Raw genomic sequence first — 24,190 nt, 5'->3', positions numbered from 1 at the left:
GTAGAACTTCTGCTCCATGTGGATGACGTCGTTCTCCTCAGGCTTGTAGTGGCTCTCGGTGATTATGCGCTTGTTCTGAACGACGTCCCACTTGCCACCTTCGAGCTTTCCAACGCCGGCCGTTCCGATGTGGAGCTGGTCAACGCCGATGACGCGGAAGAGCTTCGCCAGGACGAACATCGAGATGCCGTGCTTGGGATTCCTGTCGAAGGCCGCGTGCATGGCCCTGTGGGCGTGTATGGCTATGCCGTAGTCCTCCGCCAGGTCGCGGATGTACTCCAAGGCGGCCCAGCCGGTTATGACAACGTCGACCATCGCGTGCGGATTTCCAAGGTCGGCGAGGATTTCCAGTCTTCTCTCCATCTCGCGAATGTCGGCGGTGATGTTGGCGAACCAGGTCTTCTTCTCGCCGGTCTCGTTCTCGACCTTCTCCATAACTTTGGTTATCCTCTCGGCCCTCTCCTCGAAGCGGTTGTACCAGGGACTCGTTATGTTCTCGTCGTCCTTGAGGAAGTCCGCTCCGCCAGAGAACAGCTCGTAGGCAAGCTTTTCAACCTCCTCAGGGGAGTAGCCGACCTTGGGCTTGGGGACGACGCCGTAGAGGGGCCTCTTCTCGATGCCGAGCTTCTTCCTGACGCCCTTAATACCGAAGGCCGGTCCCTTGAAGTCCCTGAGGAACCTCTCCGGAAGGTATAGGTCCTCGAGGCGGAGCCACTCAACGCGCTTCATTCCGAAGACGTTGCCCGCGACGCTCGCGAGGAAGCCGGGCATGTTCCACTCCTCGAAGATGTGAACAGGGTAGGCTATCCTGACTATCCACTCGTCCTCTCCAACCTGAACGAAGTCGTAGGCTTTAGCTGAGAGGTCAGACCAGCGCTCCTGCTCGTACCAGGGGTAGAGGGTCGTCCAGGTTCCCGTCGAGCTCTCTGCCGCTACCGCTCCGGCGGCCTGCTCGATTGTAAAGCCCTTCGCGGGGGTTACCCTAAAAACGGCCACGACGTCTCTCTTCTTGTTCGGCTCGTAGTCCTTGTCCACGTAGTAGTCGTATATCTTGTCGAACTTTTCGACCATTCGCAACACCTCCTTGGTAGACATCCTATACCACCCAAGCCTATAAAAACTCTATGGCCCGCATCTGTTCTTTCATGCCCTAAAGTTTACGTAGATGAGCTAAATTTTAAAGGATTTTCAAGTTCTGGTTAATCAATCCGACCCGCTTTAGAGCGGTTCCTATCTTCTCCCCCAGGTTGCCGTTTTTGCCCAGACTATTTTATCTGCCAAGTTGGAGCAAATTCTCGACGATTAACGGAAATCCGGCAAATAGGCCGAGTCCGAGAGCTCCGTTTCCGAAAGGTTTATATAGGCCTTCGCTCCTAGAATAGAACGCAGAAACCTGCAAAAGAAAAGTAGGAGGTGTTGTGGATGGCCGAGCTTCCAATTGCCCCGGTTGACAGGCTTATAAGGAAGGCCGGCGCCGCCCGCGTCAGCGAGGAGGCCGCCAAGGTCCTCGCCGAGCACCTTGAGGAGAAGGCCCTTGAGATTGCCAAGAAGGCCGTTGCCCTCGCTCAGCACGCCGGCAGGAAGACCGTCAAGGCCGAGGACATCAAGCTCGCTATAAAGAGCTGATGTCCTTTTCCCGTTCTCTTTTCCGTTTACCATAACTTCACTCTTTTAACGCTCGGCTCTTCTCCGGGCTTTAGAACCGCGAAGCCGGCCTCGTCCCACCGTGGAAACGTCGGTGAACCCGGGTTCAGGAGGTGAACCCTTCTTCCGTAGACGCTGAAGGACTCAAAGTAGAAGCGGTGGGTGTGGCCGAAGACGAGCAGGTCAACCTCCATGTCGAGGGCCTTCAGGCTTAAAAACTGCGCGTTGAGGCTTAGAAGCTGATGCCCGTGAATCACGCCGATTCTCATTCCTCCAACTTCAACGGTTTCCTCCTCCGGAAGGCTGAGGTGGTCGGCGTTTCCCCTGACCGCTATCACGGGTGCTATCTCCTCAAGGGTCTCAAGGACCTCCGGTGACGTCACATCGCCGGCGTGGATAATGAGTTCTGGACTGACCTCTTTAAGCTTCTCCAAAAGGGGAATGGGAAGGGCCTTTGCCTTGTCCCCCACGTGGGTGTCGCTTAAAACCGCTATCATCGTCACATCGGCACGTTTATACCGAGCTTTTCTACGAGTTCCTTGTAGCGGTTCCTGACGGTCACCTCGGTGACGTGCGCGACCTCGGCGACCTCGCGCTGGGTCTTTTTCTCCCCCTCAAGGAGTGAAGCGACGTAGAGCGCCGCCGCGGCTAATCCCGTTGGACCTTTTCCGCTGGTTATGCCACGCTTTATGGCCTCGCGGAGAATTTCCTTCGCCCTCTCCTTGGTTCTTGAGCTGACGCCAAGGGCGTCTCCAAAGCGGTCAACGTATTCTATCGGGCTCGTGGGACGGAGGTTCAGGTTGAGACCCCTCGCAAGGAAGCGGTAGCTCCTCCCGATTTCCTTCTTCGTAACCTTTGAAACCGCCGCAATCTCGTCAAGGGTCCGTGGAATGCCCTCCATTCTGCACGCTGCGTAGAGAGCCGCTGAAACCATGCCCTCTATCGAGCGGCCGCGAATGAGCTTCTTCATGACGGCCTTCCTGTATAGAGAAGCCGCAACCTCCTTGACGCGCCTCGGGAGGCGCATCTGTGCCGCCATCCTGTCAAGCTCGCTCAGCGCGAAGGCGAGGTTTCTTTCCGCGGCGTCGTTTATGCGCATCCTCCTCTGCCACATGCGGAGCCTTCTCATCTTCGTCCTATACATTCCGGTTATCTGGTTGCCGTGTATGTCCTTGTCGCGCCAGTCTATATCGGTCGAGAGGCCCTTGTCGTGTATCATCAGCGTCATCGGCGCGCCAGTTCTCGCGCGTCTGGCCCTCTGGTCCGGGTCGAATGCCCTCCACTCTGGACCCTCATCGACAACGTTCTCCTCAATAACGTAACCGCAGACCCTGCAGACTATCTCTCCCCTCCTGGGGTCGTATATAAACTCGGTTGACCCACACACGGGGCATACCCTTTTCGGAGTAATAGCTCTCACCCCCTTCTCCTGGGGGCGGGGCGAGAACGCTTGCCCTTTCTGGGCTTCGAACTGCCCCTTGATTCGGGAGAACGTGTTTTTCTTGTGTCCACGTAGAGAAGAGCACCAACGTAGTCCTCAGGATTCTTAACGCGAGGCTTAACGGCAACATAGGGATAATCAACGGGACCAAAAACATCTTTGATAACGCCAACGTGTTTCAGGTTTTTGTCCACAACGGGCTCATTGAGCGAAGGAACCCAGTCAGTCCTGACGATAAGGAAACCCTGCTTCGCGTAGTGAGAAACCTTACCCAAGCGCTTCATAGCCCCACCCCAGAACCATATATCCTTTTAAGCTTTTCGCTTATTCACTTAAAAACCTTTCGGTTATTTTGGAAAGATTTTTAATCTTAACCGACAGAGAGTAAAAGATTGGGATTGGTAAAAATGAGGTGTCTAATCGTTGGCCACGTGGTCAGGGATATAATAAAGAGGGGCACCCACGTTGAGGAGAGACTCGGGGGAGGCGCCTACTACTCAGCGCTCGCGCTCTCAAAGTTCTATGAGGTTGAGATACTGACGTCCTTCTCGGACCTTCCCGGAGAGTGGATAGAGAGACTCTGCTCCATAGGGAAGCTGAGAATAGTTCCCTCTCAAGAAACGACCACCTACGAGCTCAATTACACCGACTCGAACACGAGGACACTGAGGCTTCTCGCGAGGGCGTCGCCGATAAAGAGCCTCCCAAAGAAAAACTACGACGTTGTTCTTCTGAACCCCGTTGCCAACGAGATTCCCGAGGAGCTGGTCTCTGAGGCCCTGAAGAGGGGAAGGCTTGTCTCCGCAGACCTTCAGGGGTTCATCCGCTCCCCCGAGCTGGGTAGCGTAAAGTTCCTCAGGCGTGAAGGCTCGTTCCTACGGGGGATACACGTTCTGCACTCGGACTTTTCGGAGTTTAAACACGTGGAGCTTGAGCCGGGAGATGTAGACGTTCTGCTTCTTTCAAACGGACCGAAGCCCGGAAAGGCCTACCACTGCTCCATCCCCTACCGCTTCCTGCCGGTCCCAGTCAGCACGGAGGAAACAACGGGAGCCGGGGACGTTTTCCTAGGCTCGTTCACAGGTTTCTACCGGAGAAACGCATTCGTAGAGGCACTCAAGAGGGCTGTAGCCTTTACGAGCCTGTTCCTGAAGGACAGGAGCATGGGGTTTGACATGGAGGACGTTGAGGAACTGGCCGAGAAGGTGAGGGTCGAAGCTATAAACGGTTGATGCCAATACATCTCGACCGATGATGAAACGTCAGCACGCTGAAGGCTGATGAGAAGGGACTTCCCTGAGGTGATGGTTATGGACAGGTACGTTCTCCTCGTTAAGGCCCCAAAGGGAGCAGACCTAAGCGGGTTCCGTGAGGAAGTAAAGGCCCTCGCCGAGAGGCATGGGTTCAAGGCGGAAGTCCACAGGTGCATAGGGCTTACGGTGGACGGGGTGATAATTCACAACAACGGCGTCGTCCTGATTAGGAGAAAGCGCGAACCCTTCAAGGATTTCTACGCCCTTCCGGGCGGCTTCGTGGAGTACGGCGAGAGCGTTGAGGATGCCCTTAAGAGGGAAATGAAGGAGGAAACCGGTTTAGACGTCAGGATACTCAGACTGGTGGGCGTTTACTCCGACCCTGGCAGAGACCCGAGGGGTCACACCGTCTCGGTCGCATTCCTGTGCCTCGGTGAAGGGAAGCTGAAGGCAGGAGACGACGCCAAGGAAGTCCACGTATTCCCGGTGGATGAGGCCCTCAAGCTACCCCTGGCCTTTGACCACGGGAGAATACTGAGGGACGCCCTCGGGGTGAAGTGAATGAAGCTCGAATATCCCTCCTTCGGGAGGATAGTAGTCGATGGGAAAACCTACGAGCATGACATCGTAATCTACCCGAGCGGAAGGGTTGAGAAGAGAAAGAAGTGGCTGAGCAAAAACAAACACGGAACGAGCCACAGGCTTGACCCGGAAGAGCTTAGGGAGTACCTGACCGAGGACTTCGACGTTCTAATCGTTGGCACAGGCTACTACGGCTACCTCTCGCTACTCCCCGAGAGCAGGGAGCTGGTGGGAGACAAGGAGGTCTATGAGCTCCCAACAGGGGAGGCCGTGGAGCTATTCAACGAGCTCAACGAAAAGAAAAGAGTCCTTGGAATCTTCCACGTCACCTGTTGAGATGCCAGAGCAACAGCGCATCAACGAGGAGCATGAAGGGTAGCGAGAGGGACCACTCAACGTACCACAGCCCAGCTGTAGCTCCAATTATTAGCCCGTTCGCGAACAGGGCGAGGAGCATCTTTTTCCACGTCGTCTGAGGTAGCGCCACCTCCCCAATTCCCCAGTAAAAGATTGTCAGCGTCGTTCCAGCTGTCGCGACCGGCAGGAGGAGAGCGAGAGGAAGGACTTTCAGTGAGCTTGGGTTCCTGAGCGAGAGACCCAGAACCGCCAGCAGACCGGCCGTTACCGGAACTGCGGTCATCGTTATGAGTTTGCCCCTCAGGAACGCCCGGAGGTTCAGCGGGAGCGAGTGAAGGACTTCAAATGCCCTGCCGTCTATCTTCAAAACGGCGTCTATCGCTATGGTGGAAGTCCAGCCAACGGCCAAGACAAAGCCGAGGGCCGAGTCCCTGCTTCCCGACTTCAACGCACCGGCGAGGGACGGGATGATGACCACAACGGGCATCAGCAGGCCGGTCAGCAGTGCCGTGTTCCTCGTCGCTATCTTGAAGTCCTTGAGCGCCAGCGCCAGGGCCGGGCTGTGGAGCGAGAGCCTCGCCTTACCGCCTCTTCTCTCGGTTGCCGTCCCCTCGCTTATCCTTCTCCAGAGCCTTCTAACCGTTGAAACGTAGACCACTCCAATCACAAGGCCGTAAACGGCCAGGAGGCCGAGCGAGAGGAGGGGCTTCTCGACCGTCGAGACCGAGAAGGGATACACCACAGAGTACCTCTCGAAAACGCCCTTAAGCGTTTCGTAGTGGCTTGCAACGTAGCGCTGGAGGTAGTTCAGGCCGTAGAAAAGCGACATTACGAGGAGTATTCCAAAGGCCTTGAAGGCTGTTTTGAGGCCGGAGAACTTCCCGCCGGAGGCCTTTCCAAAGCGGTCGTAGATGAGCAGACCGAGGGTGTGGCCGAGCATGGTGCCCATTAAAGCCCAAGCGAAGCCGAGGACTCCAGCAGCCGGCCCGAGCTTCAGGGACAAGGCCACTGCTGGGGCGAGGAGAAAGAGCACAGAGGGCAGTTGAGTTATGAGAAGCATTACGCTGAGGTACTTTCCGCCGACGCGAACCGGGAGCGAGAGTAGAGGCTCGAAAAGGCCGAGTGAGACGGCATACTGCGCCGTAACGGCCGTTCCGTAGAGGGCCATTATCAGCGGGAGCATGCAGTAGCTCGCGTAGATTACAGCAGAACCGGAGGGATTTTTAACATAGTAGACACCCGGTACGAGGGTGAGGCTCAGGAAAAAGAAGAGGGCCGACTGGCTCAGCAGGGTTCTCTTGAGGCTTCCACTCCGCTTGAACGCTTTCATGAACTTGTTCCAGTCCATCGAGAGCTGGGGATTTGCCTTCAGCCGTTTATAGGTTATCTCGCGGTAGAGGACGTTTACTATCTCCCACTCCATCAGAAGGCCTCCCTTAGGGCCCTGACGAGGGAGCTTACCTCCTCCTGGCTCTCGGTCAGCTTGAGGAAGACGTCTTCAAGGCTCTCCTCGTGGACGAACTCCTTGAGCTGCTCCGGCGTTCCCTCCGCTATTATCTCCCCGTTGTAGATTATGCCTACTCTGTCACATAACGCTTCGGCAACCGCGAGAATGTGCGTCGAGAAGACTATGCTTTTTCCCTCCTCTTTAAAGCGGTTGAGAAGCTCCTTCATTATGCGCGCGCTCTTTGGGTCGAGACCGTTGATGGCCTCGTCGAGGATTAGGGCCTTTGGGTCGTGGAGCAAACCGGCTATTATCGAAACCTTCTGCTGGGTTCCAAAGCTGAGCGTTCCTATCAGCTCGCCGAGGTATTCCTCTATTCCGAAGGCCTTAACCAGTCTGCTCACGCGCTCCTCAAGCTCCGCTCTTGGAACTTCTCTTATGCTCCCCACGAAGGAGAAGAACTCCATCGGGGTCAGGCTCTCGTAGAGGAGAGGCGTTTCGGGAATGTAACCGGTTATCCTCTTTACTTCAAGGGGGTTCTCTGCAACGTTTACCCCCTCAACGAGAACTTTCCCCCGGGTTGGGGGGATTATGCCGGCGAGGATTCTGAGGGTAGTGCTCTTACCGCTTCCGTTTGGACCGAGCAGACCGTATATCTCGCCGTCTTTAACGGTAAAACTTATTCCCTTCACGGCCGTCTTCGAGCCAAAGACCTTGAAGAGGTCTTCAACCTCTATCACACCACCACCCGGGGTAAATCTGCCAACGGTTTAATAACCTTTTCCATGGGTGTGAGAATTTACGTTAAGAATAAAAAGGGATGAACTCCACACCGGTTATTCTCCCGTCTTTTAATATGGGCCTTGCCTTCCAGCCAGCGGAAAGCCATCCACAACCAGCCTGAACATTCCCCCAGTGATTTGCCCACCAAGCAACATGCTTCCTCGAAGCTGAAGGCAGGGAAAAGTCGGGGTTTATTCTCCTGATTTCTCTTTCAAGTGCATTGAGGGATATCGTAAAGCGCTCTCTGTTAATACTTCTGAGCCATTCTGCAAGGGCTAAATACTTGCTGTTGTTCCATGAATGCCCTTCCGGCCGTTTTCTTCGCCCTCTCCCAGATTTAAAATCCACACACAGGGAGCCAGATTGTTCCTTGGGATTAGAACAGATAACCATGGGGTTTATTTCGTACACTCGGATTCCTAAGATTTTCCTGTCTACGAAAAAGTTCTCAGCGTGAACAACAGAGACACAGAGTTCATCAATCTCCAGCTCTTCTAAAGCCTGAATGTTCTTTTCAATGGTCTTTTTGATTATCTTGGGGCGAACTGACATTAGTTCATCCTTAGTCACGTTAAAGCTTGAGCCTACTGGAAGCATTACAAGTTTTTTCCAAGAGTCAGTCCGATTGCATAGGTACAACCCCATCTCTCTATCAAAAACCCAAACAAAATATCTCTTGCTTACATCATGGAGGTACGCCAGTCTAATCAAGTCTGAGATTACCAAACCTAGCGTCATTGGCTTGGGAAATGCGTTTAAATTGGGGGACTTTGTTGAGAACTTCATCTCAAAAGCCATGGAGGGAATTCCGTTATGGGCCTCAACAAACGTGTCAAGCTTGGGAGTTTTCTTGGCTGGAACGTGTGGGTGAGGGTATTCCAAGAACACGAACTCCGGTCGAATACCGAGAACGTTTGTGAGTGCATAAAACATCATGTACCTAATCGTGTCCTCACTTTCATGAGATATTTCCGATATTGGAGCTTTACCATCAGCTATTCGCTCAAAGCGTTTTTTCACAAGTTGCCCAAAAAGTTCAAACGCTGTGTTAATACTGACCATTAAAACCACCCGGAAAAATAACAATAAAAACTACTTAAACCTTTCCAAAATTATCCAAAAATTACTTTCTCTCAAGGTGTGCCTTCTTCACTTCCAGCACTCCCGAATAGTTGCATTCGTCCCACTTCTTCTCGACCTCGTCGAAGACTATCCTAGCCCTGAAGAAAGGTGCGTCGCGAACGAAGGTCTCGAACTCCCCGCCCTCTCCGGCCACGTGGATTCCGTACCTCTCGTGGAGGCTAACCAGCTCATTCAAGGCCTTTTCATCAATCCTCCGCCCGAGCCAGCTCTCGTCTAGTCCGTAAGCCGAGACCCCGACAATAACGGCATCGAAAATCCCAATCAGCTCCCTCATGTAATCCACCGGGTCGCGGTGCCAGGCTGGAGCAAAGCTCTCAAGCCCAAGCTCCCTCGCGACCCTGTCAACCCTCCGCTTCTGGTACTCACTGGCTAAAGCTCCGGCAACCACGCCATCAACCTTCAGGCCCTCGAGGACCGCCTTCATGTCCTCAACTTCCTTCTCCTTCTCTCCGCTGGTGAACCCCTTGACGAGGGGAATCCCAATGGCTCTCGCCTGCAGTTCCGTGAGGTGAATGTTTGGTACGTGGTACATGTAGCTGTCTTCCCTCTCGCTCACCATCGAGATGAGGTACTTGACCTCGAACCCCTGCTTGAGCGCCCAGTAGAGGGCGTAGTTGGAGTCCTTACCACCGGAGTAGAGCACGGCAACCCTCATGGTGCACCACCGAAAGATTTAAATTACAATTTGTTAATTTAATAATGCTTCTCCCGATGAGACCTTCTCGAGGGGCTTAAAAAGGTGATGCCAATGGCTCCAAAGACCGCAGTGGTTCTCGCGGCCGGCCTCGGAACGAGAATGGGCGGGAAGCCCAAGGGACTCGTCAAGGTAGCGGGAAGGGAAATACTGTACCGAACGATGACACTGCTCCAGAGACAGGGCGTGGAGAGGTTCGTAATAGTGACCAACGGGCGCTACCTCGAGGCCTACAGGGAGTTCATCAGGAGACACGGCTTCAGCGCGGAGTTCGTGTTGAACCCGGAGCCGGAAAAGGGCAACGGACACTCCCTCCACCTCGCCCGCGAAAAGGTCTCCGGAAGGTTCGTTCTGGTCATGAGCGACCACGTCTACAGCGAGACCTTTGTGGAGGAAGCCGTGAAAGGACGGGGCCTGATAGCGGACAGAAGGCCGAGGTGGATTGACGTTGATGAGGCCACAAAGGTTCAGGTCAGAGGGGGCAGGGTTGAGAAAATAGGAAAGGGACTGAAGGATTGGGACGCCGTTGATACGGGCTTCTTCATACTCGACGATAGAATCTTTAATGTGACGGCCGAGCTCGAAGAAGAGGATAACGGTGACTACTCCTTAAGTGAGGTAGTTGAGAGGGCGAAGCTTCCCGTTACCTTTGTAGATGGCCTCGGCTGGACAGACGTGGACACTCCCAAAGAGCTCAAGAGGGCAAGAAAAATGCTCGTCTTCACGTCGGTGAAGGGAATTGGAGACGGTTTCATCAGCAGGCACATCAACAGGAAAATCTCGACCAGAATCAGCTACCTGCTGGTTGAGAGGGTCACTCCAAACCAGATGACGGTCGTCACGTTCGCCCTCGGTATGTTCTCTGCCATCCTAACGCTCGTCAGCCTGCCCCTGGCGGGAATCCTCTACCAGCTCAGCTCGATACTCGACGGCGTCGACGGGGAACTTGCGAGGGCACAGCTCAGAACGAGCAAACTCGGCGGCTACGTGGATTCCCTTCTCGACCGCTACGTAGACGGGGCGTTCTTGGCGTTGCTCGCGTACTCAACGCTCAGGGAGCCGCTGTGGTATTTCGTAGCACTGCTCGCCCTGCTCGGTTCGGTGATGGTCAGCTACTCAACCGAGAGGTTCAAAGCGGCGTTCTGCAGGGACGCCTACAGGGCGATACCGGCCCTTCGAAGGCTACCCGGAAAAAGAGACGAGAGAATATTTCTGACGATGCTCTTCCTGCTCTGGCCCTCGGCAACTTCCGTAAGACTGCTCTTTGGTCTGCTGATGGTTTTGACAAATCTCCGTGTTGGAATCACCGCATACTTCATAGCCAGAAAAGTTTCACAACCGAAAACTATTTAACAACCATAAAATATTTGAAAACAACAAAGGAGGTGGAGAAGAGATGGTGAGGGTTGTTATACTCGGGCAGGGCTACGTTGCAAGCATATTCGCGAGCGGCCTCGAGAAGATAAAGGCAGGAAAGCTCGAGCCCTACGGCGTTCCGCTGGCGGACGAGCTTCCGATTAAGATTAAGGACATAGAAATCGTTGGCTCCTACGACGTTGACAAGGCCAAGGTCGGCAAGGACCTTCATGAGGTCGTCAAAACCTACGACTCCGAGGCCCCGGAGAGCCTCAGGGGAATAACCATAAGGAAGGGCGTCCACCTCGGAAGCCTCAGGAACCTCCCGCTCGAGGCCACTGGCCTAGACGACGAGATGACCCTCAGCGAAGCGGTAGAGCACCTCGTCGGAGAGTGGAAGGAGCTTAAGCCCGACGTTATCGTCAACGTCTGCACAACGGAAGCTTTCGTTCCCTTCGAGAAGAAGGAAGAGCTTGAAAAGGCCATAGCCGAGAACAGGAAGGACAGGCTCACAGCTACCCAGGTCTACGTCTACGCGGCCGCCCAGTACGCGAAGGAAGTCGGTGGTGCCGCGTTCGTCAACGCGATTCCAACGCTTATAGCCAACGACCCGGCCTTCGTTGAGCTTGCCAAGGAGAGCAACCTCGTCATCTTCGGCGACGACGGGGCAACCGGAGCAACCCCGCTGACCGCTGACATCTTGGCTCACCTCGCCCAGAGGAACCGCTACGTCCTCGATATAGCCCAGTTCAACATCGGAGGAAACCAAGACTTCCTTGCCCTGACCGACAAGGAGCGCAACAAGAGCAAGGAGTTCACCAAGAGCTCCATCGTCAAAGATCTCCTCGGCTACGACGCACCGCACTACATCAAGCCGACCGGCTTCCTCGAGCCGCTCGGCGACAAGAAGTTCATAGCGATGCACATCGAGTACGTTTCGTTCAACGGCGCCCACGACGAGCTCGTCATAACTGGAAGGATAAACGACAGCCCGGCTCTGGCAGGTCTGCTCGTCGACTTGGTGAGACTCGGAAAGATTGCCGTCGAGAAGAAGGCCTTCGGAACCGTTTACGAGGTCAACGCCTTCTACATGAAGAACCCCGGCCCGAAGGAGATGCCCAACATCCCGCGCATCATTGCCCACGAGAAGATGCGCGCCTGGGCCGGACTGAAGCCGAGGTGGCTCTGACGGCAAGCTTTTAACTTCCTTTTTCCTACTCTTCTCGGTGGGTGAGAATGAGCTGGAAGAGGGGAGCCTATCCTGAGTTTACCGTCGAGGACGTTGTGGCGGTTCTGTTCCTTCTCAGAAATCCAATTGGCAGGAAGACAATATCAGAGCTTTTGGACCTTGGAGAAGGAAGCGTGAGGACCCTTTTGAGAAAGCTCTCAGGGATGGGGGTTATAGAGTCCTCCCAGAGGGGACACGTCCTGAGCGAGAGGGGCAGGAAGCTCCTGGGGGGGATATCAAAAGAGTTCTCGGAGGTTCGGAGGGTTGGGGAGGTTGAGGGCTTCCCGGCGTACGCCCTCATCGTAAGGAACCCGCCGGAATTTAAGAGCATCGAGCTTCGCGATGAAGCAATAAGATTCCTCGCCAGGGGGGCCATGATTCTCGTCGTTAAAAACGGGGAGGTGGTTTTTCCGGAGGACGGCAGGCCCCTGCGGGAAACCATGCCCGAGTTAGCGGAAAAGCTCTCCGTTCTTGGGCCTGATGATGGAGATATGGTCGTCGTCACGTGGGCCGAGAACCCGGCCGATGCAATGAAGAGCGCCTACCACGTGGCGGTTTTCCTCAAGGACGTGCCGGAGGAGATAAAGTCCCTCGTGAGGTGAGTCAATGGCCGACAGCAGGCTTATCCTCGCCCTTGACGTCTACGAGCGCGAGAGGGCCCTTGAGATAGCCCGAGAAACGGCGGACTACCTCTGGGCGATTAAGGTGAACTGGCCCCTCATCATTGGCTCTGGACTGGGCATAATCCCCGAACTCAAGGAGGAGACCGGCCTCCCGGTTATAGCCGACCTCAAGCTTGCGGACATTCCAAACACCAACCGGCTGATAGCGGATAAGGTTTTCGAGGCCGGTGCGGATTACATCATAGCGCACGGTTTCGTCGGGAGCGACAGCGTTAAAGCGGTTATGGAGCTCGGGAAGACGATAATCGTCGTCGAGATGAGCCATCCCGGGTCGAAGGAGTTCATACAGCCGGTGACTGATAGTCTAATAGAGCTCGCCAACCGGCTCGAGCCCTTCGGGGTAATAGCTCCGGCCACGAGGCCCGAGCGTGTCAATTACATTCGCTCGAAGCTCAAGCCGGGAATCAAAATCCTGACTCCAGGAGTTGGCGCCCAGGGTGGGAAGGCTGGCGAGGCTTTAAAGGCCGGTGCCGACTACATCATCGTGGGCCGTTCGATTTACGCGAGCGATAACCCGAGGGAGAGCGCGAGACGGATTTACGAGGAGGTGAAAGCGTGGAGCTGAAGGTCAAGCACCCCCTCAGCAAGAAGGAGGTAAAGGCCATAATCCGCGAGATGGCCGAGATTTTCGGCGAAGAAATAGCAGAGAAGATGCTGAGCAAGAAGGACCGCGTTGAGGTTGCGGAGTTCGACAAGACCACTGAAATCCTCCTCGTCAACGGAAAGCCCTTCTTCATAAGGCGCAAGGGCCTGATTTTCCCGCTCGTCATAGCGCTCTACGAGCTGTCCAACGAGGAGGACCTGAGGAAGTGGCCGAGGCGCGTTGTCGTTGACGAGGGGGCAGTTCCATACATCATCAACGGCGCTGACGTTATGGCCGCTGGCATAGTTGACGCCGATGAGAACATCAAGGAGGGCGACTTCGTCTTTGTCGTTGAAGAGCAGTACGGAAGGCCGCTCGCAATAGGCATAGCCCTCATGAGCGGTAAGGCGATGAAGGAGAAGCCCAAGGGGAAGGCTGTGAAGAACATCCACCACGCCAAGGATAAAATCTGGAACATCACGGTGGGGTGAAATGAGAAAAATACGAGTTCTCGTCGGAGGCGTCTTCGACATCCTTCACGTCGGACATATACACTTTTTGAAGCAGGCAAAAGAGCTCGGCGACGAGCTTGTAGTTATAGTCGCCCACGACGAGACAGTCAGAAAAAACAAGCGGAGGAACCCGATAAACCCGGCGGAGGACAGGGCGGAACTGCTGAGGGCGATAAAATACGTGGACGAGGTTTACATCGGCTCGCCCGGAGGAATAGACTTCGAGCTCGTGAAGCGCATAGACCCGGACGTAATAGCAATCGGTCCCGACCAGAAGTTCAACTGCGAGAAACTCAAGGAAGAACTGAGAAAGCACGGAATAGAGGCAGAAGTAATCCGCGTTCCCTACCTCTACAAGAGCGACCGGGCGAAGACCAGCAAGATAATACAGAGGATAATAGAGGAGTACTGCGAATGAGCTTATTTTAGCCCTGATTTGAACATCCACCCGGGGTGGGGCCTATTCAAAGTTTGAGTTTTAAGAGGTACTCCCTGAGAAAATCGGGGTCCTCCCTTTTGACTGCGCTCAAAAGTTCACCGAACTTCTTCTCACCGAGGGCGAGGCGGAGGTAGTAGTAGAGGTTAACGGCATCTTCAACGATGGCGCTCTGCCTTCTCCCCTCTTCGGCGTAGAGCTGAATGAGCTTCACGTTCATGTCCCTGCTGACGTAAAGTGTTTTCTGCATCTTCTCCTTTTTCAGGTCGGGCTTCTTCTTAGAAGGCTTTGACGGTTTGGTGAGTTCGTCTATTGAACCCTCAAACAGTCTTGGAAGTTTATCCCTCGACAACCTCAACCACCTCTTTCGCAAGCTTTAGAAAGGCCTTGGCGGCGCGGCTTTTACCGTCAAACTCAAAGATGCTCTTACCCTCACTCTGAGCCTTCTCAAGGGCTATTGCCCTCGGAATCGTTGTCAGTATCGGCGCGTCCGGATATGTTTCCTTCAGCTCCTTGAGGCGGAGCTTCGGAACCTTAGTCTGTTTGGTGAACTTGTTGGGAACGAGGCCTAGCAGTTTCAGGTTCTCGTTGGTTTCTTCGCGAATCATTCTCATGAGGTTGAACATGAGCTGCATCCCTATGACGCCAAAGTAGCTTAGCTCGAGAGGGATGAGCACGTAATCGGAAGCCGTTAGCGAGTTTACGAGGAATATCCCCATGCTCGGCGGATTGTCTATGAGAACGTAGTCGTAGTCTGGAAGAATTGGTAGCAGGGCCTTTTCAAGCCTCCTCTCGCGGTTGTATGTGTTTATTATCTCAATCTCCTTGGCCGAGAGGTTTAAATGGCTTGGAATGAGGTCGAGGTTCTTTCTTACCCTAACCAGGCTTTCATCTATCTCGCTTTCCCTCGTCATGAGGGTTCCAACGTTCCTGTCGGCGTGGTTAAGAACCCGCATCCCTATAAGCCCAAACGTCAGGTTGAACTGGGGGTCTATGTCCACCAAGAGAACCCTCTTTCCCATGTCCGCCAGTGCGAAGCCCAAGTTCATCGTCAGCGTTGTTTTTCCAACACCACCCTTCTGGTTGGCTATACTGATGACTGCGGCCATCACTTTCACCCTAAAAATTGAAGGAGGTCAGCTGAGGTCAAGGAAGTCGTCAAAAATCGAGCTTATCCCGGGGGAGAGTTTTCTTCCCGGCCCCTCCAAACTCCGGTTAACTATTGTTTCATATATTTTGTCCTTGAAGTCGCCAAAGGGCTTTTTAGGTTCGGGTTTCAGTATGCTCTCCTTCGGGGCGAGCTGAAGCGCAGTTTCACCGCCAAGGATGTGCGGGCTTTTAACCCCGGTCATTATCACCATGGCCCTGACCATCTTGCCCATGTCCTCGTCAATCCTAGCTCCCCACTTGATTTCGCTCTTCTCACCGAGCTTCTCGTAAACGACGTTCATGGCCTCGTTGATTTCCCCAAGGCTGACGTCCGGGCCAACGGTGAAGTGAACTAGGGCCTTCTCACCGCTTCCGTACTCGACGTCGAGGAGCTTGTTCTGGAGGGCGTTCTTGACGGCATCGACGGCCCTGTTGCTCGAATCGCTCTCGCCTATTCCAATCAAAGCCGCACCGCCGTTGTGCATGACGCTGTAAACGTCAGCGAAGTCTATGTTCACCATCGACGGGAGCTTAATGGTCTCGGTTATTCCCTTGACCATTCTCGCTATTATCTCGTCGGCGAAGCGGAAGGCCGCGTTTATCGGAAGCTTTGGAACGAGCTGGAGGAGTTTGTCGTTCTCGATTATGATTACAGTGTCTGAATAGTAGAGCAGAGCCTTTATCCCGGCCTTCGCCTTCTCAATCCTCAGCTTGCCCTCGTTCTTGAAGGGGAACGTTACAACGCTTACGACGAGGGGTTCCCTAAACCTGCCGTTGTGCCTGGCGCGCTCCTTGACAACCCTTGCCACAACCGGAGCCGCACCGGTTCCGGTTCCGTTGCCCATCCCGGCCGTTATGAAAACCAAATCGGCATCCCCGATTGTCTCGGCAATCTCATGGGCACTTGCCTCGGCCGCACGGTAGCCTATCTCCGGGTCTCCTCCGGAGCCCTTGCCCTGCGTTATCTCCTTGCCGAGGAGAAGCTTCTTATGGGCTTTAGCATGCCTGAGAGCCTGGGCATCGGTGTTCATGGCTATAAGCTCGGCGCCCTGAACCCCGAGCTCATAAAGCCTCGTTACGGTATTGTTACCGGAACCACCCACGCCGACTATAACAATCCTTATCAGGTCTTCCTCTTCCTCTGAAAACTTTTCCTCAGTTGGAAGCTTCTTTGGCTCGTCCTCAAGGTCTATCTTTATACCCGCCTGCTCCAGCAACTTAAACACCATCTGCCCCAACCCCCATCGTTGAGTATTAAACCCTGATTTTACCAGGGGATTAAACGGGATTATTTAATCACATAGTCCGGGGTGGACCTCTCGGTGGTCTCGAGTCTGTAAAGCTCCCTCTTGAGGAGCTCTCGGATTGCCTCACGGATGACTTCACTCCGGTTTGGGTAAACACCCTTCTTAACCAGCTGGTCCATGGCGTTTATAAGGCCCTGAGGGAGCTGAACGCTGATTATCTTCATCCTGCTCATCCCTGCACCACCCAGTCCATTAAGCCGCTAAGGTAGATAGCGGTTTAAGTAGTTAAATACTTTGTGCTTTTTGATAATATTACAATATTATTAATTTCAAAAATTTTTTGAACAATTCTTTTAAAAGCAGAGAAAAAAAGCATGAAGTGGTGGTGAAATGGCAGAGGAGGTACTGAGGGGGGTCTGGATTTCCAGAGTCCTCGTTGAGAACCCAGATGAAGTGATACCCCACATAGGGGGCAACGTGCAACTCGTAAGGGCCAGTTGCTGGCAGGAAGTTGCCTTTGCCGCAGTTCTCGCCCTGAGGGCATTTGAAAGAGGCACCAACCATGCAAAGACCCTTGGCGGGGAGCTACTCCTGCGTCTGAGCGGAGAGATTCAAATAAAGGATGCTATAAGAAAAAGGGGGGTCAGAAAGGGGGAGAACTACTTGGTCGTGTTCGGAAAGAGAAGGGATGTTGAGGACTTCATTAAAAGGCACGGGTTGAGGGAAATAGCAGTTGAATCCTGCTCCAAGGAAGAAATGAAAACTTTTTTTGAAAAATCAGCTCTTGTCGAAGTTTTATAGGTCTTTCCAAACTTAGCCTGTTCTTTTTGTGGGAATAGATTTATATAGAGGCCTCCTTCAACCCCAGGTGTCGGGGGGATTGAGGATGCGCTACAAAAAAAGGAAGTACTTCCTAGCGGAGAGGATAAACATAATTCAGCGCTCCAAGATTAGGGAACTGTTTGAAAAGGCGTCCAAGATGGAGGACGTTATCTCCCTCGGGATAGGAGAACCCGATTTTGACACTCCTGAGGTTATTAAAGAGGCTGCCAAGAGAGCCATTGAAGAAGGCTACACCCATTACACGCCAAACGCCGGCATTCCCGAGTTCAGGGAAGCGATATCGGAATACTACAGGGAGTTCTACAATGTTGACATAGACACTGGCAACATCCTAGTAACGGCCGGCGCTTATGAGGCCACATACCTCGCGTTTCAGACGATTCTCGAGCAGGGAGACGACGTTATAATTCCTGACCCCGCTTTCGTCTGCTACGTTGAGGACGCCAAGATAGCCGAGGCGGGGATAATCAGAATCCCCCTCAGAGAGGAGTACAAGTTCCGCCTCAACCCCGACGAGCTCATAGAGGCCATAACAAAGAGGACAAGAATGATTGTCATAAACTACCCCAACAACCCCACGGGGGCTGTTATGAAGAAGGATGTAATCAAAGCCATAGCCGACATAGCCCAGGACTACAACATATACGTTCTGAGCGACGAACCCTACGAGCACTTCCTTTACGAGGGGGCCAAGCACTACCCAATGATTAAGTACGCCCCCGACAACACGATACTGGCAAACTCATTCTCAAAGACCTTTGCAATGACCGGCTGGCGCCTCGGCTTTGCCATTGCCCCCGAAGAGGTAATACGGGATATGATTAAGCTTCACGCCTACGTCATCGGAAACGTAACCTCCTTCGTGCAGATAGCGGGTATAACGGCCCTGAGGGACAGGAGAAGCTGGGAGGCCGTTGAGAGGATGAGGGAAGTCTACGCCGAGAGGAGGAGGCTCGTCCTCAAGTACCTCAACGACATGCCGCATCTTCAGCCCTTCAAGCCGAAGGGAGCCTTCTACGTATGGGTCAAGATTGACCCGGAGCTCGATATGAGCAGTGAGGACTTTGCAAACTGGCTCCTCGACAACGCGCGCGTCGTCGTCATTCCAGGAACCGCCTTCGGAAAGCAGGGGGAGGGATGGCTCAGGATAAGCTACGCCACCAAAAAGGATAAGCTCATAGAGGCCATGGAGAGAATGAGGGAAGCGCTCTCAAAGCTGTGAGGTGGTCGGATGGACAGTCCCCTGCTTCTTGTCCTTATAACAACTTTTCTAGCCGAGTTCGGGGACAAAACCCAGCTCACGACGATAACCTTTGCCTCGAAGTACGGCTGGAAAACCGCGTTTCTGGGGGCGATACTGGGTCTGGCAGCTGTCAACCTGATTGGAGCTTTAATCGGTCAGGAGATTGGAAACCTGCTCCCCCACTCCCTCGTTAAGAGATGCGCGGGAGTTCTGTTCATAGTGTTCGGTGTGCTCATGCTCATGGGAAGGCTGTGAGGTGATGTGCCATGGCCAAGCGGTGGACGACCGTGTTTATCAACACGGTTCTGCTGGCATCGGGTTTCGGAACGATGCACATGCTCGAGAAGTTCAAAAGCGTTGTTTTGAGCCACTACGGGATAACGTCGACGATGATGGGCTACCAGCAGACGGCTTTCGTTGTTGGCCTTTTCGTGGCGTTCCTCCTCGGGGGAACGAGTCTGTTTAAGGGGTCGTTCAAAAGGAGCGTTGCTCTAATAGTAAGCTTCGCGGCAATTCCTCAGTTCATAATTCCCTTCGTCCCCAACTGGTGGGGCGTGGTCGCGCTGCGCTTCTTCCAGGGCTTCATAGTTGCCCTGATAGCGGTCTTCAGCAACCAGATTGGAAGACTCTTCGTCGCCGAAAGGCCCTTTGCGAAGGGAATAATCTTATCGGGCATCTTCTGGGGTGGAATCTACGGCATAAACCTCGCCAAGTGGGCGTCAAGCGCCTATTCGGGCTGGGAAGCCGTTAAGGTCGCTTTCCTCGTCTCAGCAGTTATCATGTACGTCCTCCTCGGAATCTGGTGGCTTTTGGTGGAGGACTTCGAGATACCCAAGGAGAAGCGTTCCTCCGGTTCCAACGTTTGGAAGATGCCCTTTACCTGGGTCTTCGGCTTCACGTTCTTCCCGGCCCTCTGGATTATCTTCACCCTAGGCTCGTTCACCCTCAACAGGGTTCACTTCAGCAGCGCCCAGGTGGCGAACCTCGTGATGGCCCTTGAGGTCTCAATGGGGCTGTGGTCAATCATAATGGGCTACCTCGGGTACAGGCTCTCCGTTAAGAACCCCAGCAACAGGGGTCTCTTCAAGGCTATCGTCAGCGTTATGACTATATCGTACGCGGTAACGTTTGCGGGAATATTCATCGTCTGGAAGTCAATCCTCGCCAACGACTACACGCTGGCACTCCTCGGAATCGCGATAACGGGCATCGTGCAGGGAACCGGTCCGGCTTTCTGGACCACCGCTCCGGCGGCGTATCCAAAGGAAATCTACCCAGAGGCAAGCTTCGCGCTCGGACTCATCTCGAACTCCGCCAACGCCGTCGCTCCAAACGTGATGTTCGTCCTCGTCCAGGGCGTTACGACAGGGATGCTGATATACCTGGCAATGGCCCTCCTTGGAATAATCCTGCTTCTGATATCCAGCAGAATGAGGCTTCCGGTGGAACAGTACTCCTGAATTCTCTTTTCTTTATGTGATTCTTTATGCGAGAAGCCTTCTGGTGCGGGGGCCGGGATTTGAACCCGGGAACCCCTGCGGGACGGGACCCTAAATCCCGCGCCTTTGACCAGGCTCGGCAACCCCCGCGCGGAAGTGAGTTTTCGCTCTCCCTTTAAAAGCTTTGAGGGGAAACCCTTATAAGGGTGTAAAGGAAGCTTTACGTAAAGGAAACTTTACACAAATGGTGAGACCTATGGAAAGAATGCTCAGAGTCCCTCCCGTCCTCGTTGGGATTATTGCGGGGTTTACAATATTTTTCTCAGTCCGCTCAGGACGCGGAGAAATCGGAGTTATTGCCTTAGCCCTAGCAATGGTCTTTGCCAACTGGTACTCTTCATGGCTCAGTGAGAAGGGAATTGTTTTAGAAGACGAAAGGACAATCAGGATAAACGAAATAGCTTCCAGGAGAACTCTCCAAATTATCATAGTGGCACTTGGTTTTTCCGTGCTTTTCCTCTCATTAAAGACGTCAAATCCTGAAATAAAGGGAGCTTTCGAGAGTCTGAGTGCCGTTCTGGTGGGAATGTCCCTGCTACACCTAGCGCTTAGACACTACTATTCACGGGTGATGTGAGTGAAGAACCGCCTGCGCGAGCTGAGGGAGGCGAGGGGTTTGACACAGGAGGAGCTTGCAAAAGAGCTGGGCGTCACGAGGCAGACCATTATAGCGATTGAGAAGGGTAAATACGACCCTTCCCTCAGGCTCGCCTTCAAGATTGCCCGCTTCTTCGGAGTTAAAATCGAGGACGTCTTCATCTACGAGGGTGATGAAGGTGCTCGTTGAAGTTGAGAACCTCGAGAAGGACTACGGGAGGATAAAGGCCCTCAGGGGAATAAGCTTCTCCATCAGAGAGGGCGAAATATTTGGCCTCATCGGCCCGAACGGAGCCGGGAAGAGCACGACCCTCAAGATTCTCGCAACGCTCCTGAAGCCAACCGGCGGAACCGCGAGGATAGCGGGACACGACGTCGTTAAAGACGCGGGCAGGGTCAGGGGTCTTATAAGCTACCTCCCCGAGGAGGCCGGCGCCTACAAGAACCTCACCGGCAGGGAATACCTCGAGTTCATGGCGAGGCTCTACGCGAAGGACGAACGGAAGGCCAGGAAAATGCTGGAGCTGGGGGTAAGGATTTCGGGACTCGGTGAGAGGCTCGACGACAAGGTCTCAACCTATTCTAAGGGGATGACGCGCAAGCTCCTGATAGCGAGGGCGCTCATGGTGAGGCCGAAGCTGGCAATCCTCGACGAGCCGGCGAGCGGACTCGATATAGTGAACGCCTACGAGATAAGGAAGACGATAAAGGCCTTCGCGAGGAACGAGGGAGTTACGTTCCTAATCTCAAGTCACAACATGCTCGAGGTCGAGTTCCTCTGCGACAGGGTTGCTCTGATAAACGAGGGACGCATAGTGGAAACCGGCACCCCAGGGGAGCTGAAGGAGAAGTACGACGCGGAGAACCTTGAGGAAGTCTTTATGAAAGCCGTGGGCGTGGAAATCCCCGAGCCGGTCGGGGGTGAAGGTTCATGAGCGACTTCTGGGTTCTCGCGAAGAAGGAACTCAAAAACTTCTTCAGGGACAAAAAGCTTCTGTTCGGACTCGTTGTTGTCCCGCTTGTTCTCCTCCCGGTTCTCGGACACGCCTTCACGATGGGTCTAGAGCAGGCGAAGGGCACAACTCACGTGGCAGTTGCAAACTTCGACAATGGCAAGTACGGGAGGCTTTTAATCAGCGTCCTCCGGAACTCGCCCAACGTGAGCGTGGTCGTGGTCAACGCGAGCAACGTCGAGGAAGCCATAAGCGAGGCCCTCAGGCTCAACCAGAACGTTCTCGTCGTGATTCCGCCCGACTTCTCGAAGAGGCTCGAATCGAACGAAACCGCTACCGTCGAGCTGTACGGGATATTCACCACCATAAGCACGGGCATGAAGGAGAGCGTGAGTGCAGGCAGGATAAGCGCCATCCTCAACGTCCTCAGCGAGGGAATAGCGGAGATAAAGGTGAAGAACCTCGGTGCCAAGAACCCGAACGCGGTGCTACACCCGATAGTCCTCAAGAGCGAGTCGGTGATAAACGGCCGCGTGGTCGACGTCTCCCCGGCGATAGTCTCGAGCATAATAGTCTCACAGGCCATGACGATTCCCCTCGTGGTTTTCATGATGGTTATGGTGACCTCCCAGATGGCCGCCGGGGCGATAGCGAGCGAAAAAGAAAACAAAACCCTCGAAACGCTTCTCACTCTCCCGGTCCCCAGAACGTATATAGTCGCCTCCAAGATATTCGGAACGGCTGTTATGGGGCTTGTGGCGGCGGTTGCTTACATGATTGGAATGAAGTACTACATGGCTTCATTCAACACCGGAACGACGGGGGTAAGCCTGCAACAGCTCGGACTGACGGTAACCCCACTGGGGGGCATGCTCTTCGCGCTGGCGGTGTTCCTCACGATTATAATCGCGCTCAGCCTCGCCATGATTGTGGCGGTGTTTGCCGAGGACGTTCAGAGCGCCACGACGCTGGTCAGCGCAGTTATAATGCCCCTCGCGTTCCCCGCGTTCCTGCTGATGTACACGGACATCAACGCCCTCTCACCAGTTGCTAGGTATGCTCTCCTCGCGATTCCATTCACGCACCCGATAATAGACTACAGGCACGTCCTCATGGGGAGCTACCGGCCCGTAGTTTTCAGCGTCGTCTACCTGCTCATCGTAGCGCTCGCCACCCTGTACGCAACGGCGTGGCTCTTTTCAACGGAGAAGATACTGACAGCGCAGATAAAATGGGGCAGGAGGAAGAGGATTTAATTGATTCACAATACAATTAGGAAACTCTCTCCCAATTTGTATTTCATTTTTGTTTAGATTCCCTAATTCTTCGTTCAATAATATCTAATGTTGCTGAGTTCTGTTAAACAATAACCATGTTACTAGAACCAACCACGAGACTACAATTAGGCACCCCCACTTAATGTTTATACACGCCCATACCAGTACTTCCATTGTTGCAACTATAAACAATGCTCCTGAGACCATCTTTACTCTCTTCAAGACCTCTTCCTGAGATTTGCTACGGAATAAATCTATCGCAATCGCTATACTCCCCGCTGTAACTACAAGAGGCCAGATAGATAACATCCAGTTCACATTTATATCCTTTTTAAATACTAAAAATGACTCAATGATTACAAATAAACTAGTCCAAGCCAACCCTGTTTTTGAGAAGGCTATGTTTACTCCTTCGTCCATGCTCTCTAAAAGTTTTTTCAACTCCATTCTCCGCTACCTCTACTCTTTTAGGCACACTAGAGTTTTAGATTTTATTGTGCAACATTGTTGTCGGTCAGAGTAAGCGCGGTGAGGTTTTTTCAATTCTCCTAGAGTCTTATTGCAACTCCAGCCAGTCGTGAAGCTCGCCCGCAACGAAGCCCTTCTTTCAATTCTCCTAGAGTCTTATTGCAACGCCGTGTCTTCGGTGAGGGCCACTTCGAGGGCCTGAACTTTCAATTCTCCTAGAGTCTTATTGCAACTGGCCTGGAAGAAAGTGAAGGAGGAGGTGAAAAAAGACTTTCAATTCTCCTAGAGTCTTATTGCAACACGAGCACTTATTCGACGACCCCGATAGCATCAAATCTTTCAATTCTCCTAGAGTCTTATTGCAACTTTTGCTTGCGCGAGAAGGATTCTAATCGTCTCATCACTTTCAATTCTCCTAGAGTCTTATTGCAACAAATGTTAAACGGAAGTGTTTTCGCAAGGTATATGTCTTTCAATTCTCCTAGAGTCTTATTGCAACATACATTGCTTCCCCTGCTCAGAAGTGCATAGGAGCACTTTCAATTCTCCTAGAGTCTTATTGCAACTTCCTGGAGCTTTGCAAAGGTCAGGGCGAAGCTCCAGCTTTCAATTCTCCTAGAGTCTTATTGCAACCGTCCTCCTGGCACTCAGCTGAAAGAGAAAGTCAGTCTTTCAATTCTCCTAGAGTCTTATTGCAACATGTCGCATTTTTCCCTGTCCAGAAGATAGATGAGATCTTTCAATTCTCCTAGAGTCTTATTGCAACATGATTTCG

Annotated in this window: 31 protein-coding genes, 1 tRNA gene and 1 CRISPR repeat array; of the genes, 18 read left to right on the top strand and 14 right to left on the bottom strand. The window is 53.3% G+C overall.

What is annotated here, in order from left to right; translation table 11 throughout:
- Positions 1 to 1,071 (bottom strand): type III ribulose-bisphosphate carboxylase (rbcL, locus tag MVK46_RS09320; RefSeq protein WP_297536400.1); only part of this gene is annotated, 1,071 nt, incomplete at its 3' end.
- A 351-nt stretch (positions 1,072 to 1,422) separates the two neighbouring features.
- On the opposite strand from rbcL, the gene hpkB reads away from it, so the two are divergent.
- Positions 1,423 to 1,626 carry an archaeal histone HpkB gene (gene hpkB, locus MVK46_RS09315; RefSeq protein WP_011251239.1) on the top strand — a complete coding sequence of 68 codons (204 nt, stop codon included), beginning with the start codon at positions 1,423 to 1,425 and terminating at the stop codon, positions 1,624 to 1,626.
- 26 nt (positions 1,627 to 1,652) lie between these two features.
- Here hpkB and MVK46_RS09310 read toward each other — a convergent pair whose 3' ends face one another.
- From MVK46_RS09310 to MVK46_RS09300, 3 genes are read right to left on the bottom strand one after another with little or no spacing between them, the layout of a single operon-like run.
- A complete protein-coding gene (locus MVK46_RS09310; protein ID WP_297536404.1) occupies positions 1,653 to 2,141 on the bottom strand; it encodes a metallophosphoesterase in 489 nt (162 codons plus the stop codon).
- A gap of 2 nt (positions 2,142 to 2,143) precedes the next feature.
- The gene (locus tag MVK46_RS09305; RefSeq protein ID WP_297536403.1) at positions 2,144 to 3,055 is read right to left on the bottom strand and encodes a transcription initiation factor IIB; all 912 of its coding nucleotides are present in this window, start codon (positions 3,053 to 3,055) and stop codon (positions 2,144 to 2,146) included.
- 5 nt (positions 3,056 to 3,060) lie between these two features.
- Positions 3,061 to 3,369: a Gar1/Naf1 family protein gene (locus MVK46_RS09300; RefSeq protein ID WP_297536399.1), complete on the bottom strand. Its 309-nt coding sequence runs from the start codon at positions 3,367 to 3,369 to the stop codon at positions 3,061 to 3,063.
- Between the two features lie 123 nt (positions 3,370 to 3,492).
- Between MVK46_RS09300 and MVK46_RS09295 the strand changes: the two genes are divergently transcribed.
- The 3 genes from MVK46_RS09295 (at position 3,493) to MVK46_RS09285 (ending at position 5,256) form a co-directional block, all read left to right on the top strand.
- Positions 3,493 to 4,317 carry a carbohydrate kinase gene (locus MVK46_RS09295; protein WP_297536398.1) on the top strand — a complete coding sequence of 275 codons (825 nt, stop codon included), beginning with the start codon at positions 3,493 to 3,495 and terminating at the stop codon, positions 4,315 to 4,317.
- Positions 4,318 to 4,395: 78 nt separating this feature from the next.
- The gene (locus MVK46_RS09290) at positions 4,396 to 4,899 is read left to right on the top strand and encodes an NUDIX hydrolase (RefSeq protein ID WP_297536402.1); all 504 of its coding nucleotides are present in this window, start codon (positions 4,396 to 4,398) and stop codon (positions 4,897 to 4,899) included.
- Positions 4,900 to 5,256, top strand: a complete 357-nt coding sequence (locus MVK46_RS09285) for an Mth938-like domain-containing protein (RefSeq protein ID WP_297536397.1) — start codon at positions 4,900 to 4,902, stop codon at positions 5,254 to 5,256.
- On the opposite strand, the gene MVK46_RS09280 is transcribed toward MVK46_RS09285, so the two are convergent.
- From MVK46_RS09280 to MVK46_RS09265, 4 genes are all read right to left on the bottom strand, one after another.
- Positions 5,246 to 6,700 (bottom strand): hypothetical protein, encoded by a 1,455-nt coding sequence (locus MVK46_RS09280; RefSeq protein WP_297536396.1) that lies wholly within the window; start codon positions 6,698 to 6,700, stop codon positions 5,246 to 5,248. The genes MVK46_RS09285 and MVK46_RS09280 overlap by 11 nt on opposite strands.
- A complete protein-coding gene (locus tag MVK46_RS09275) occupies positions 6,700 to 7,461 on the bottom strand; it encodes an ABC transporter ATP-binding protein (protein ID WP_297536395.1) in 762 nt (253 codons plus the stop codon). The genes MVK46_RS09280 and MVK46_RS09275 overlap by 1 nt, the downstream gene beginning before the upstream one ends.
- 64 nt (positions 7,462 to 7,525) lie before the next feature.
- Positions 7,526 to 8,566, bottom strand: a complete 1,041-nt coding sequence (locus MVK46_RS09270) for a hypothetical protein (RefSeq protein ID WP_297536394.1) — start codon at positions 8,564 to 8,566, stop codon at positions 7,526 to 7,528.
- Positions 8,567 to 8,627: 61 nt separating this feature from the next.
- On the bottom strand, positions 8,628 to 9,302 hold the full coding sequence (locus MVK46_RS09265) for a TIGR00289 family protein (protein WP_297536393.1): 675 nt from the start codon (positions 9,300 to 9,302) through the stop codon (positions 8,628 to 8,630).
- 93 nt (positions 9,303 to 9,395) lie between these two features.
- On the opposite strand from MVK46_RS09265, the gene MVK46_RS09260 reads away from it, so the two are divergent.
- From MVK46_RS09260 to MVK46_RS09235, 6 genes are read left to right on the top strand one after another with little or no spacing between them, the layout of a single operon-like run.
- Positions 9,396 to 10,694: a bifunctional L-myo-inositol-1-phosphate cytidylyltransferase/CDP-L-myo-inositol myo-inositolphosphotransferase gene (locus MVK46_RS09260; protein ID WP_297536401.1), complete on the top strand. Its 1,299-nt coding sequence runs from the start codon at positions 9,396 to 9,398 to the stop codon at positions 10,692 to 10,694.
- A 43-nt stretch (positions 10,695 to 10,737) separates the two neighbouring features.
- Positions 10,738 to 11,886, top strand: coding sequence for an inositol-3-phosphate synthase (locus MVK46_RS09255; protein WP_297536392.1), 1,149 nt, complete (start codon positions 10,738 to 10,740; stop codon positions 11,884 to 11,886).
- Between the two features lie 47 nt (positions 11,887 to 11,933).
- On the top strand, positions 11,934 to 12,527 hold the full coding sequence (locus tag MVK46_RS09250; RefSeq protein WP_297536391.1) for a DUF4443 domain-containing protein: 594 nt from the start codon (positions 11,934 to 11,936) through the stop codon (positions 12,525 to 12,527).
- Between the two features lie 4 nt (positions 12,528 to 12,531).
- Positions 12,532 to 13,173 carry an orotidine-5'-phosphate decarboxylase gene (pyrF, locus tag MVK46_RS09245; RefSeq protein ID WP_297536390.1) on the top strand — a complete coding sequence of 214 codons (642 nt, stop codon included), beginning with the start codon at positions 12,532 to 12,534 and terminating at the stop codon, positions 13,171 to 13,173.
- Positions 13,164 to 13,682: an RNA-binding protein gene (locus tag MVK46_RS09240; RefSeq protein ID WP_297536389.1), complete on the top strand. Its 519-nt coding sequence runs from the start codon at positions 13,164 to 13,166 to the stop codon at positions 13,680 to 13,682. The genes pyrF and MVK46_RS09240 overlap by 10 nt, the downstream gene beginning before the upstream one ends.
- A 1-nt stretch (position 13,683) precedes the next feature.
- Positions 13,684 to 14,121, top strand: a complete 438-nt coding sequence (locus tag MVK46_RS09235) for an FAD synthase (protein ID WP_297536388.1) — start codon at positions 13,684 to 13,686, stop codon at positions 14,119 to 14,121.
- A gap of 46 nt (positions 14,122 to 14,167) precedes the next feature.
- Here MVK46_RS09235 and MVK46_RS09230 read toward each other — a convergent pair whose 3' ends face one another.
- From MVK46_RS09230 to MVK46_RS09215, 4 genes are read right to left on the bottom strand one after another with little or no spacing between them, the layout of a single operon-like run.
- The gene (locus tag MVK46_RS09230; protein ID WP_297536387.1) at positions 14,168 to 14,491 is read right to left on the bottom strand and encodes a CopG family transcriptional regulator; all 324 of its coding nucleotides are present in this window, start codon (positions 14,489 to 14,491) and stop codon (positions 14,168 to 14,170) included.
- Complete coding sequence (locus MVK46_RS09225) at positions 14,478 to 15,248, bottom strand: ParA family protein (protein ID WP_297536386.1); 771 nt, start codon at positions 15,246 to 15,248, stop codon at positions 14,478 to 14,480. Before MVK46_RS09225 ends, MVK46_RS09230 begins: the two co-directional genes overlap by 14 nt.
- Before the next feature lie 27 nt (positions 15,249 to 15,275).
- Positions 15,276 to 16,517, bottom strand: a complete 1,242-nt coding sequence (ftsZ, locus tag MVK46_RS09220; protein ID WP_297536385.1) for a cell division protein FtsZ — start codon at positions 16,515 to 16,517, stop codon at positions 15,276 to 15,278.
- 59 nt (positions 16,518 to 16,576) lie between these two features.
- Positions 16,577 to 16,768, bottom strand: coding sequence for a ribbon-helix-helix domain-containing protein (locus tag MVK46_RS09215; protein ID WP_297536384.1), 192 nt, complete (start codon positions 16,766 to 16,768; stop codon positions 16,577 to 16,579).
- Positions 16,769 to 16,925: 157 nt separating this feature from the next.
- Between MVK46_RS09215 and cgi121 the strand changes: the two genes are divergently transcribed.
- The 4 genes from cgi121 to MVK46_RS09195 all read left to right on the top strand — a co-directional run bounded on the left by cgi121 (position 16,926) and on the right by MVK46_RS09195 (position 20,081).
- Positions 16,926 to 17,336: a KEOPS complex subunit Cgi121 gene (gene cgi121, locus MVK46_RS09210; RefSeq protein WP_297536383.1), complete on the top strand. Its 411-nt coding sequence runs from the start codon at positions 16,926 to 16,928 to the stop codon at positions 17,334 to 17,336.
- A gap of 85 nt (positions 17,337 to 17,421) precedes the next feature.
- Positions 17,422 to 18,600 carry an aminotransferase class I/II-fold pyridoxal phosphate-dependent enzyme gene (locus MVK46_RS09205; protein WP_297536382.1) on the top strand — a complete coding sequence of 393 codons (1,179 nt, stop codon included), beginning with the start codon at positions 17,422 to 17,424 and terminating at the stop codon, positions 18,598 to 18,600.
- A 9-nt stretch (positions 18,601 to 18,609) separates the two neighbouring features.
- Positions 18,610 to 18,876, top strand: a complete 267-nt coding sequence (locus tag MVK46_RS09200) for a TMEM165/GDT1 family protein (RefSeq protein ID WP_297536381.1) — start codon at positions 18,610 to 18,612, stop codon at positions 18,874 to 18,876.
- An 11-nt stretch (positions 18,877 to 18,887) separates the two neighbouring features.
- Positions 18,888 to 20,081: an MFS transporter gene (locus tag MVK46_RS09195; RefSeq protein ID WP_297536380.1), complete on the top strand. Its 1,194-nt coding sequence runs from the start codon at positions 18,888 to 18,890 to the stop codon at positions 20,079 to 20,081.
- Positions 20,082 to 20,122: 41 nt separating this feature from the next.
- Here MVK46_RS09195 and MVK46_RS09190 read toward each other — a convergent pair.
- Positions 20,123 to 20,210, bottom strand: a tRNA-Leu gene (locus MVK46_RS09190).
- Between the two features lie 106 nt (positions 20,211 to 20,316).
- Here MVK46_RS09190 and MVK46_RS09185 point away from each other — a divergent pair.
- Genes MVK46_RS09185 through MVK46_RS09170 form a run of 4 tightly spaced genes read left to right on the top strand, consistent with a single transcriptional unit; the run spans position 20,317 to position 22,926 of the window.
- Positions 20,317 to 20,697 (top strand): DUF2178 domain-containing protein, encoded by a 381-nt coding sequence (locus MVK46_RS09185; RefSeq protein ID WP_297536379.1) that lies wholly within the window; start codon positions 20,317 to 20,319, stop codon positions 20,695 to 20,697.
- Positions 20,698 to 20,907, top strand: coding sequence for a helix-turn-helix transcriptional regulator (locus tag MVK46_RS09180; RefSeq protein ID WP_297536378.1), 210 nt, complete (start codon positions 20,698 to 20,700; stop codon positions 20,905 to 20,907). It abuts the gene before it with no gap.
- Complete coding sequence (locus MVK46_RS09175) at positions 20,891 to 21,652, top strand: ABC transporter ATP-binding protein (protein WP_297536377.1); 762 nt, start codon at positions 20,891 to 20,893, stop codon at positions 21,650 to 21,652. The genes MVK46_RS09180 and MVK46_RS09175 overlap by 17 nt, the downstream gene beginning before the upstream one ends.
- Positions 21,649 to 22,926: an ABC transporter permease gene (locus MVK46_RS09170; RefSeq protein ID WP_297536376.1), complete on the top strand. Its 1,278-nt coding sequence runs from the start codon at positions 21,649 to 21,651 to the stop codon at positions 22,924 to 22,926. The genes MVK46_RS09175 and MVK46_RS09170 overlap by 4 nt, the downstream gene beginning before the upstream one ends.
- 84 nt (positions 22,927 to 23,010) lie before the next feature.
- Here MVK46_RS09170 and MVK46_RS09165 read toward each other — a convergent pair whose 3' ends face one another.
- A complete protein-coding gene (locus tag MVK46_RS09165; RefSeq protein ID WP_297536375.1) occupies positions 23,011 to 23,394 on the bottom strand; it encodes a hypothetical protein in 384 nt (127 codons plus the stop codon).
- Positions 23,395 to 23,483: 89 nt separating this feature from the next.
- Positions 23,484 to 24,181: direct repeats of the CRISPR family, unit length 30 nt; unit sequence CTTTCAATTCTCCTAGAGTCTTATTGCAAC.
- Positions 24,182 to 24,190: the final 9 nt, after the last annotated feature.

Source organism: Thermococcus sp. (genome assembly GCF_027066465.1).
Lineage (GTDB): Archaea > Methanobacteriota_B > Thermococci > Thermococcales > Thermococcaceae > Thermococcus.
The sequence above is the reverse complement of the archived record's forward strand: the minus strand, read 5'-3'. Positions and strand labels throughout refer to the sequence as shown.

Excerpts from the sequence above, each read along its gene's own strand:
- hpkB (WP_011251239.1), top strand. The coding sequence starts at position 1,423 with ATGGCCGAGCTTCCAATTGCCCCGGTTGACAGGCTTATAAGGAAGGCC.
- MVK46_RS09310 (WP_297536404.1), bottom strand. The coding sequence starts at position 2,141 with ATGATAGCGGTTTTAAGCGACACCCACGTGGGGGACAAGGCAAAGGCC.
- MVK46_RS09300 (WP_297536399.1), bottom strand. The coding sequence starts at position 3,369 with ATGAAGCGCTTGGGTAAGGTTTCTCACTACGCGAAGCAGGGTTTCCTT.
- MVK46_RS09295 (WP_297536398.1), top strand. The coding sequence starts at position 3,493 with ATGAGGTGTCTAATCGTTGGCCACGTGGTCAGGGATATAATAAAGAGG.
- MVK46_RS09290 (WP_297536402.1), top strand. The coding sequence starts at position 4,396 with ATGGACAGGTACGTTCTCCTCGTTAAGGCCCCAAAGGGAGCAGACCTA.
- MVK46_RS09285 (WP_297536397.1), top strand. The coding sequence starts at position 4,900 with ATGAAGCTCGAATATCCCTCCTTCGGGAGGATAGTAGTCGATGGGAAA.
- MVK46_RS09280 (WP_297536396.1), bottom strand. The coding sequence starts at position 6,700 with ATGGAGTGGGAGATAGTAAACGTCCTCTACCGCGAGATAACCTATAAA.
- MVK46_RS09270 (WP_297536394.1), bottom strand. The coding sequence starts at position 8,566 with ATGGTCAGTATTAACACAGCGTTTGAACTTTTTGGGCAACTTGTGAAA.
- MVK46_RS09265 (WP_297536393.1), bottom strand. The coding sequence starts at position 9,302 with ATGAGGGTTGCCGTGCTCTACTCCGGTGGTAAGGACTCCAACTACGCC.
- MVK46_RS09260 (WP_297536401.1), top strand. The coding sequence starts at position 9,396 with ATGGCTCCAAAGACCGCAGTGGTTCTCGCGGCCGGCCTCGGAACGAGA.
- MVK46_RS09255 (WP_297536392.1), top strand. The coding sequence starts at position 10,738 with ATGGTGAGGGTTGTTATACTCGGGCAGGGCTACGTTGCAAGCATATTC.
- MVK46_RS09250 (WP_297536391.1), top strand. The coding sequence starts at position 11,934 with ATGAGCTGGAAGAGGGGAGCCTATCCTGAGTTTACCGTCGAGGACGTT.
- pyrF (WP_297536390.1), top strand. The coding sequence starts at position 12,532 with ATGGCCGACAGCAGGCTTATCCTCGCCCTTGACGTCTACGAGCGCGAG.
- MVK46_RS09235 (WP_297536388.1), top strand. The coding sequence starts at position 13,684 with ATGAGAAAAATACGAGTTCTCGTCGGAGGCGTCTTCGACATCCTTCAC.
- MVK46_RS09225 (WP_297536386.1), bottom strand. The coding sequence starts at position 15,248 with ATGGCCGCAGTCATCAGTATAGCCAACCAGAAGGGTGGTGTTGGAAAA.
- ftsZ (WP_297536385.1), bottom strand. The coding sequence starts at position 16,517 with ATGGTGTTTAAGTTGCTGGAGCAGGCGGGTATAAAGATAGACCTTGAG.
- MVK46_RS09215 (WP_297536384.1), bottom strand. The coding sequence starts at position 16,768 with ATGAGCAGGATGAAGATAATCAGCGTTCAGCTCCCTCAGGGCCTTATA.
- cgi121 (WP_297536383.1), top strand. The coding sequence starts at position 16,926 with ATGGCAGAGGAGGTACTGAGGGGGGTCTGGATTTCCAGAGTCCTCGTT.
- MVK46_RS09205 (WP_297536382.1), top strand. The coding sequence starts at position 17,422 with ATGCGCTACAAAAAAAGGAAGTACTTCCTAGCGGAGAGGATAAACATA.
- MVK46_RS09200 (WP_297536381.1), top strand. The coding sequence starts at position 18,610 with ATGGACAGTCCCCTGCTTCTTGTCCTTATAACAACTTTTCTAGCCGAG.
- MVK46_RS09195 (WP_297536380.1), top strand. The coding sequence starts at position 18,888 with ATGGCCAAGCGGTGGACGACCGTGTTTATCAACACGGTTCTGCTGGCA.
- MVK46_RS09185 (WP_297536379.1), top strand. The coding sequence starts at position 20,317 with ATGGAAAGAATGCTCAGAGTCCCTCCCGTCCTCGTTGGGATTATTGCG.
- MVK46_RS09175 (WP_297536377.1), top strand. The coding sequence starts at position 20,891 with ATGAAGGTGCTCGTTGAAGTTGAGAACCTCGAGAAGGACTACGGGAGG.
- MVK46_RS09170 (WP_297536376.1), top strand. The coding sequence starts at position 21,649 with ATGAGCGACTTCTGGGTTCTCGCGAAGAAGGAACTCAAAAACTTCTTC.
- MVK46_RS09165 (WP_297536375.1), bottom strand. The coding sequence starts at position 23,394 with ATGGAGTTGAAAAAACTTTTAGAGAGCATGGACGAAGGAGTAAACATA.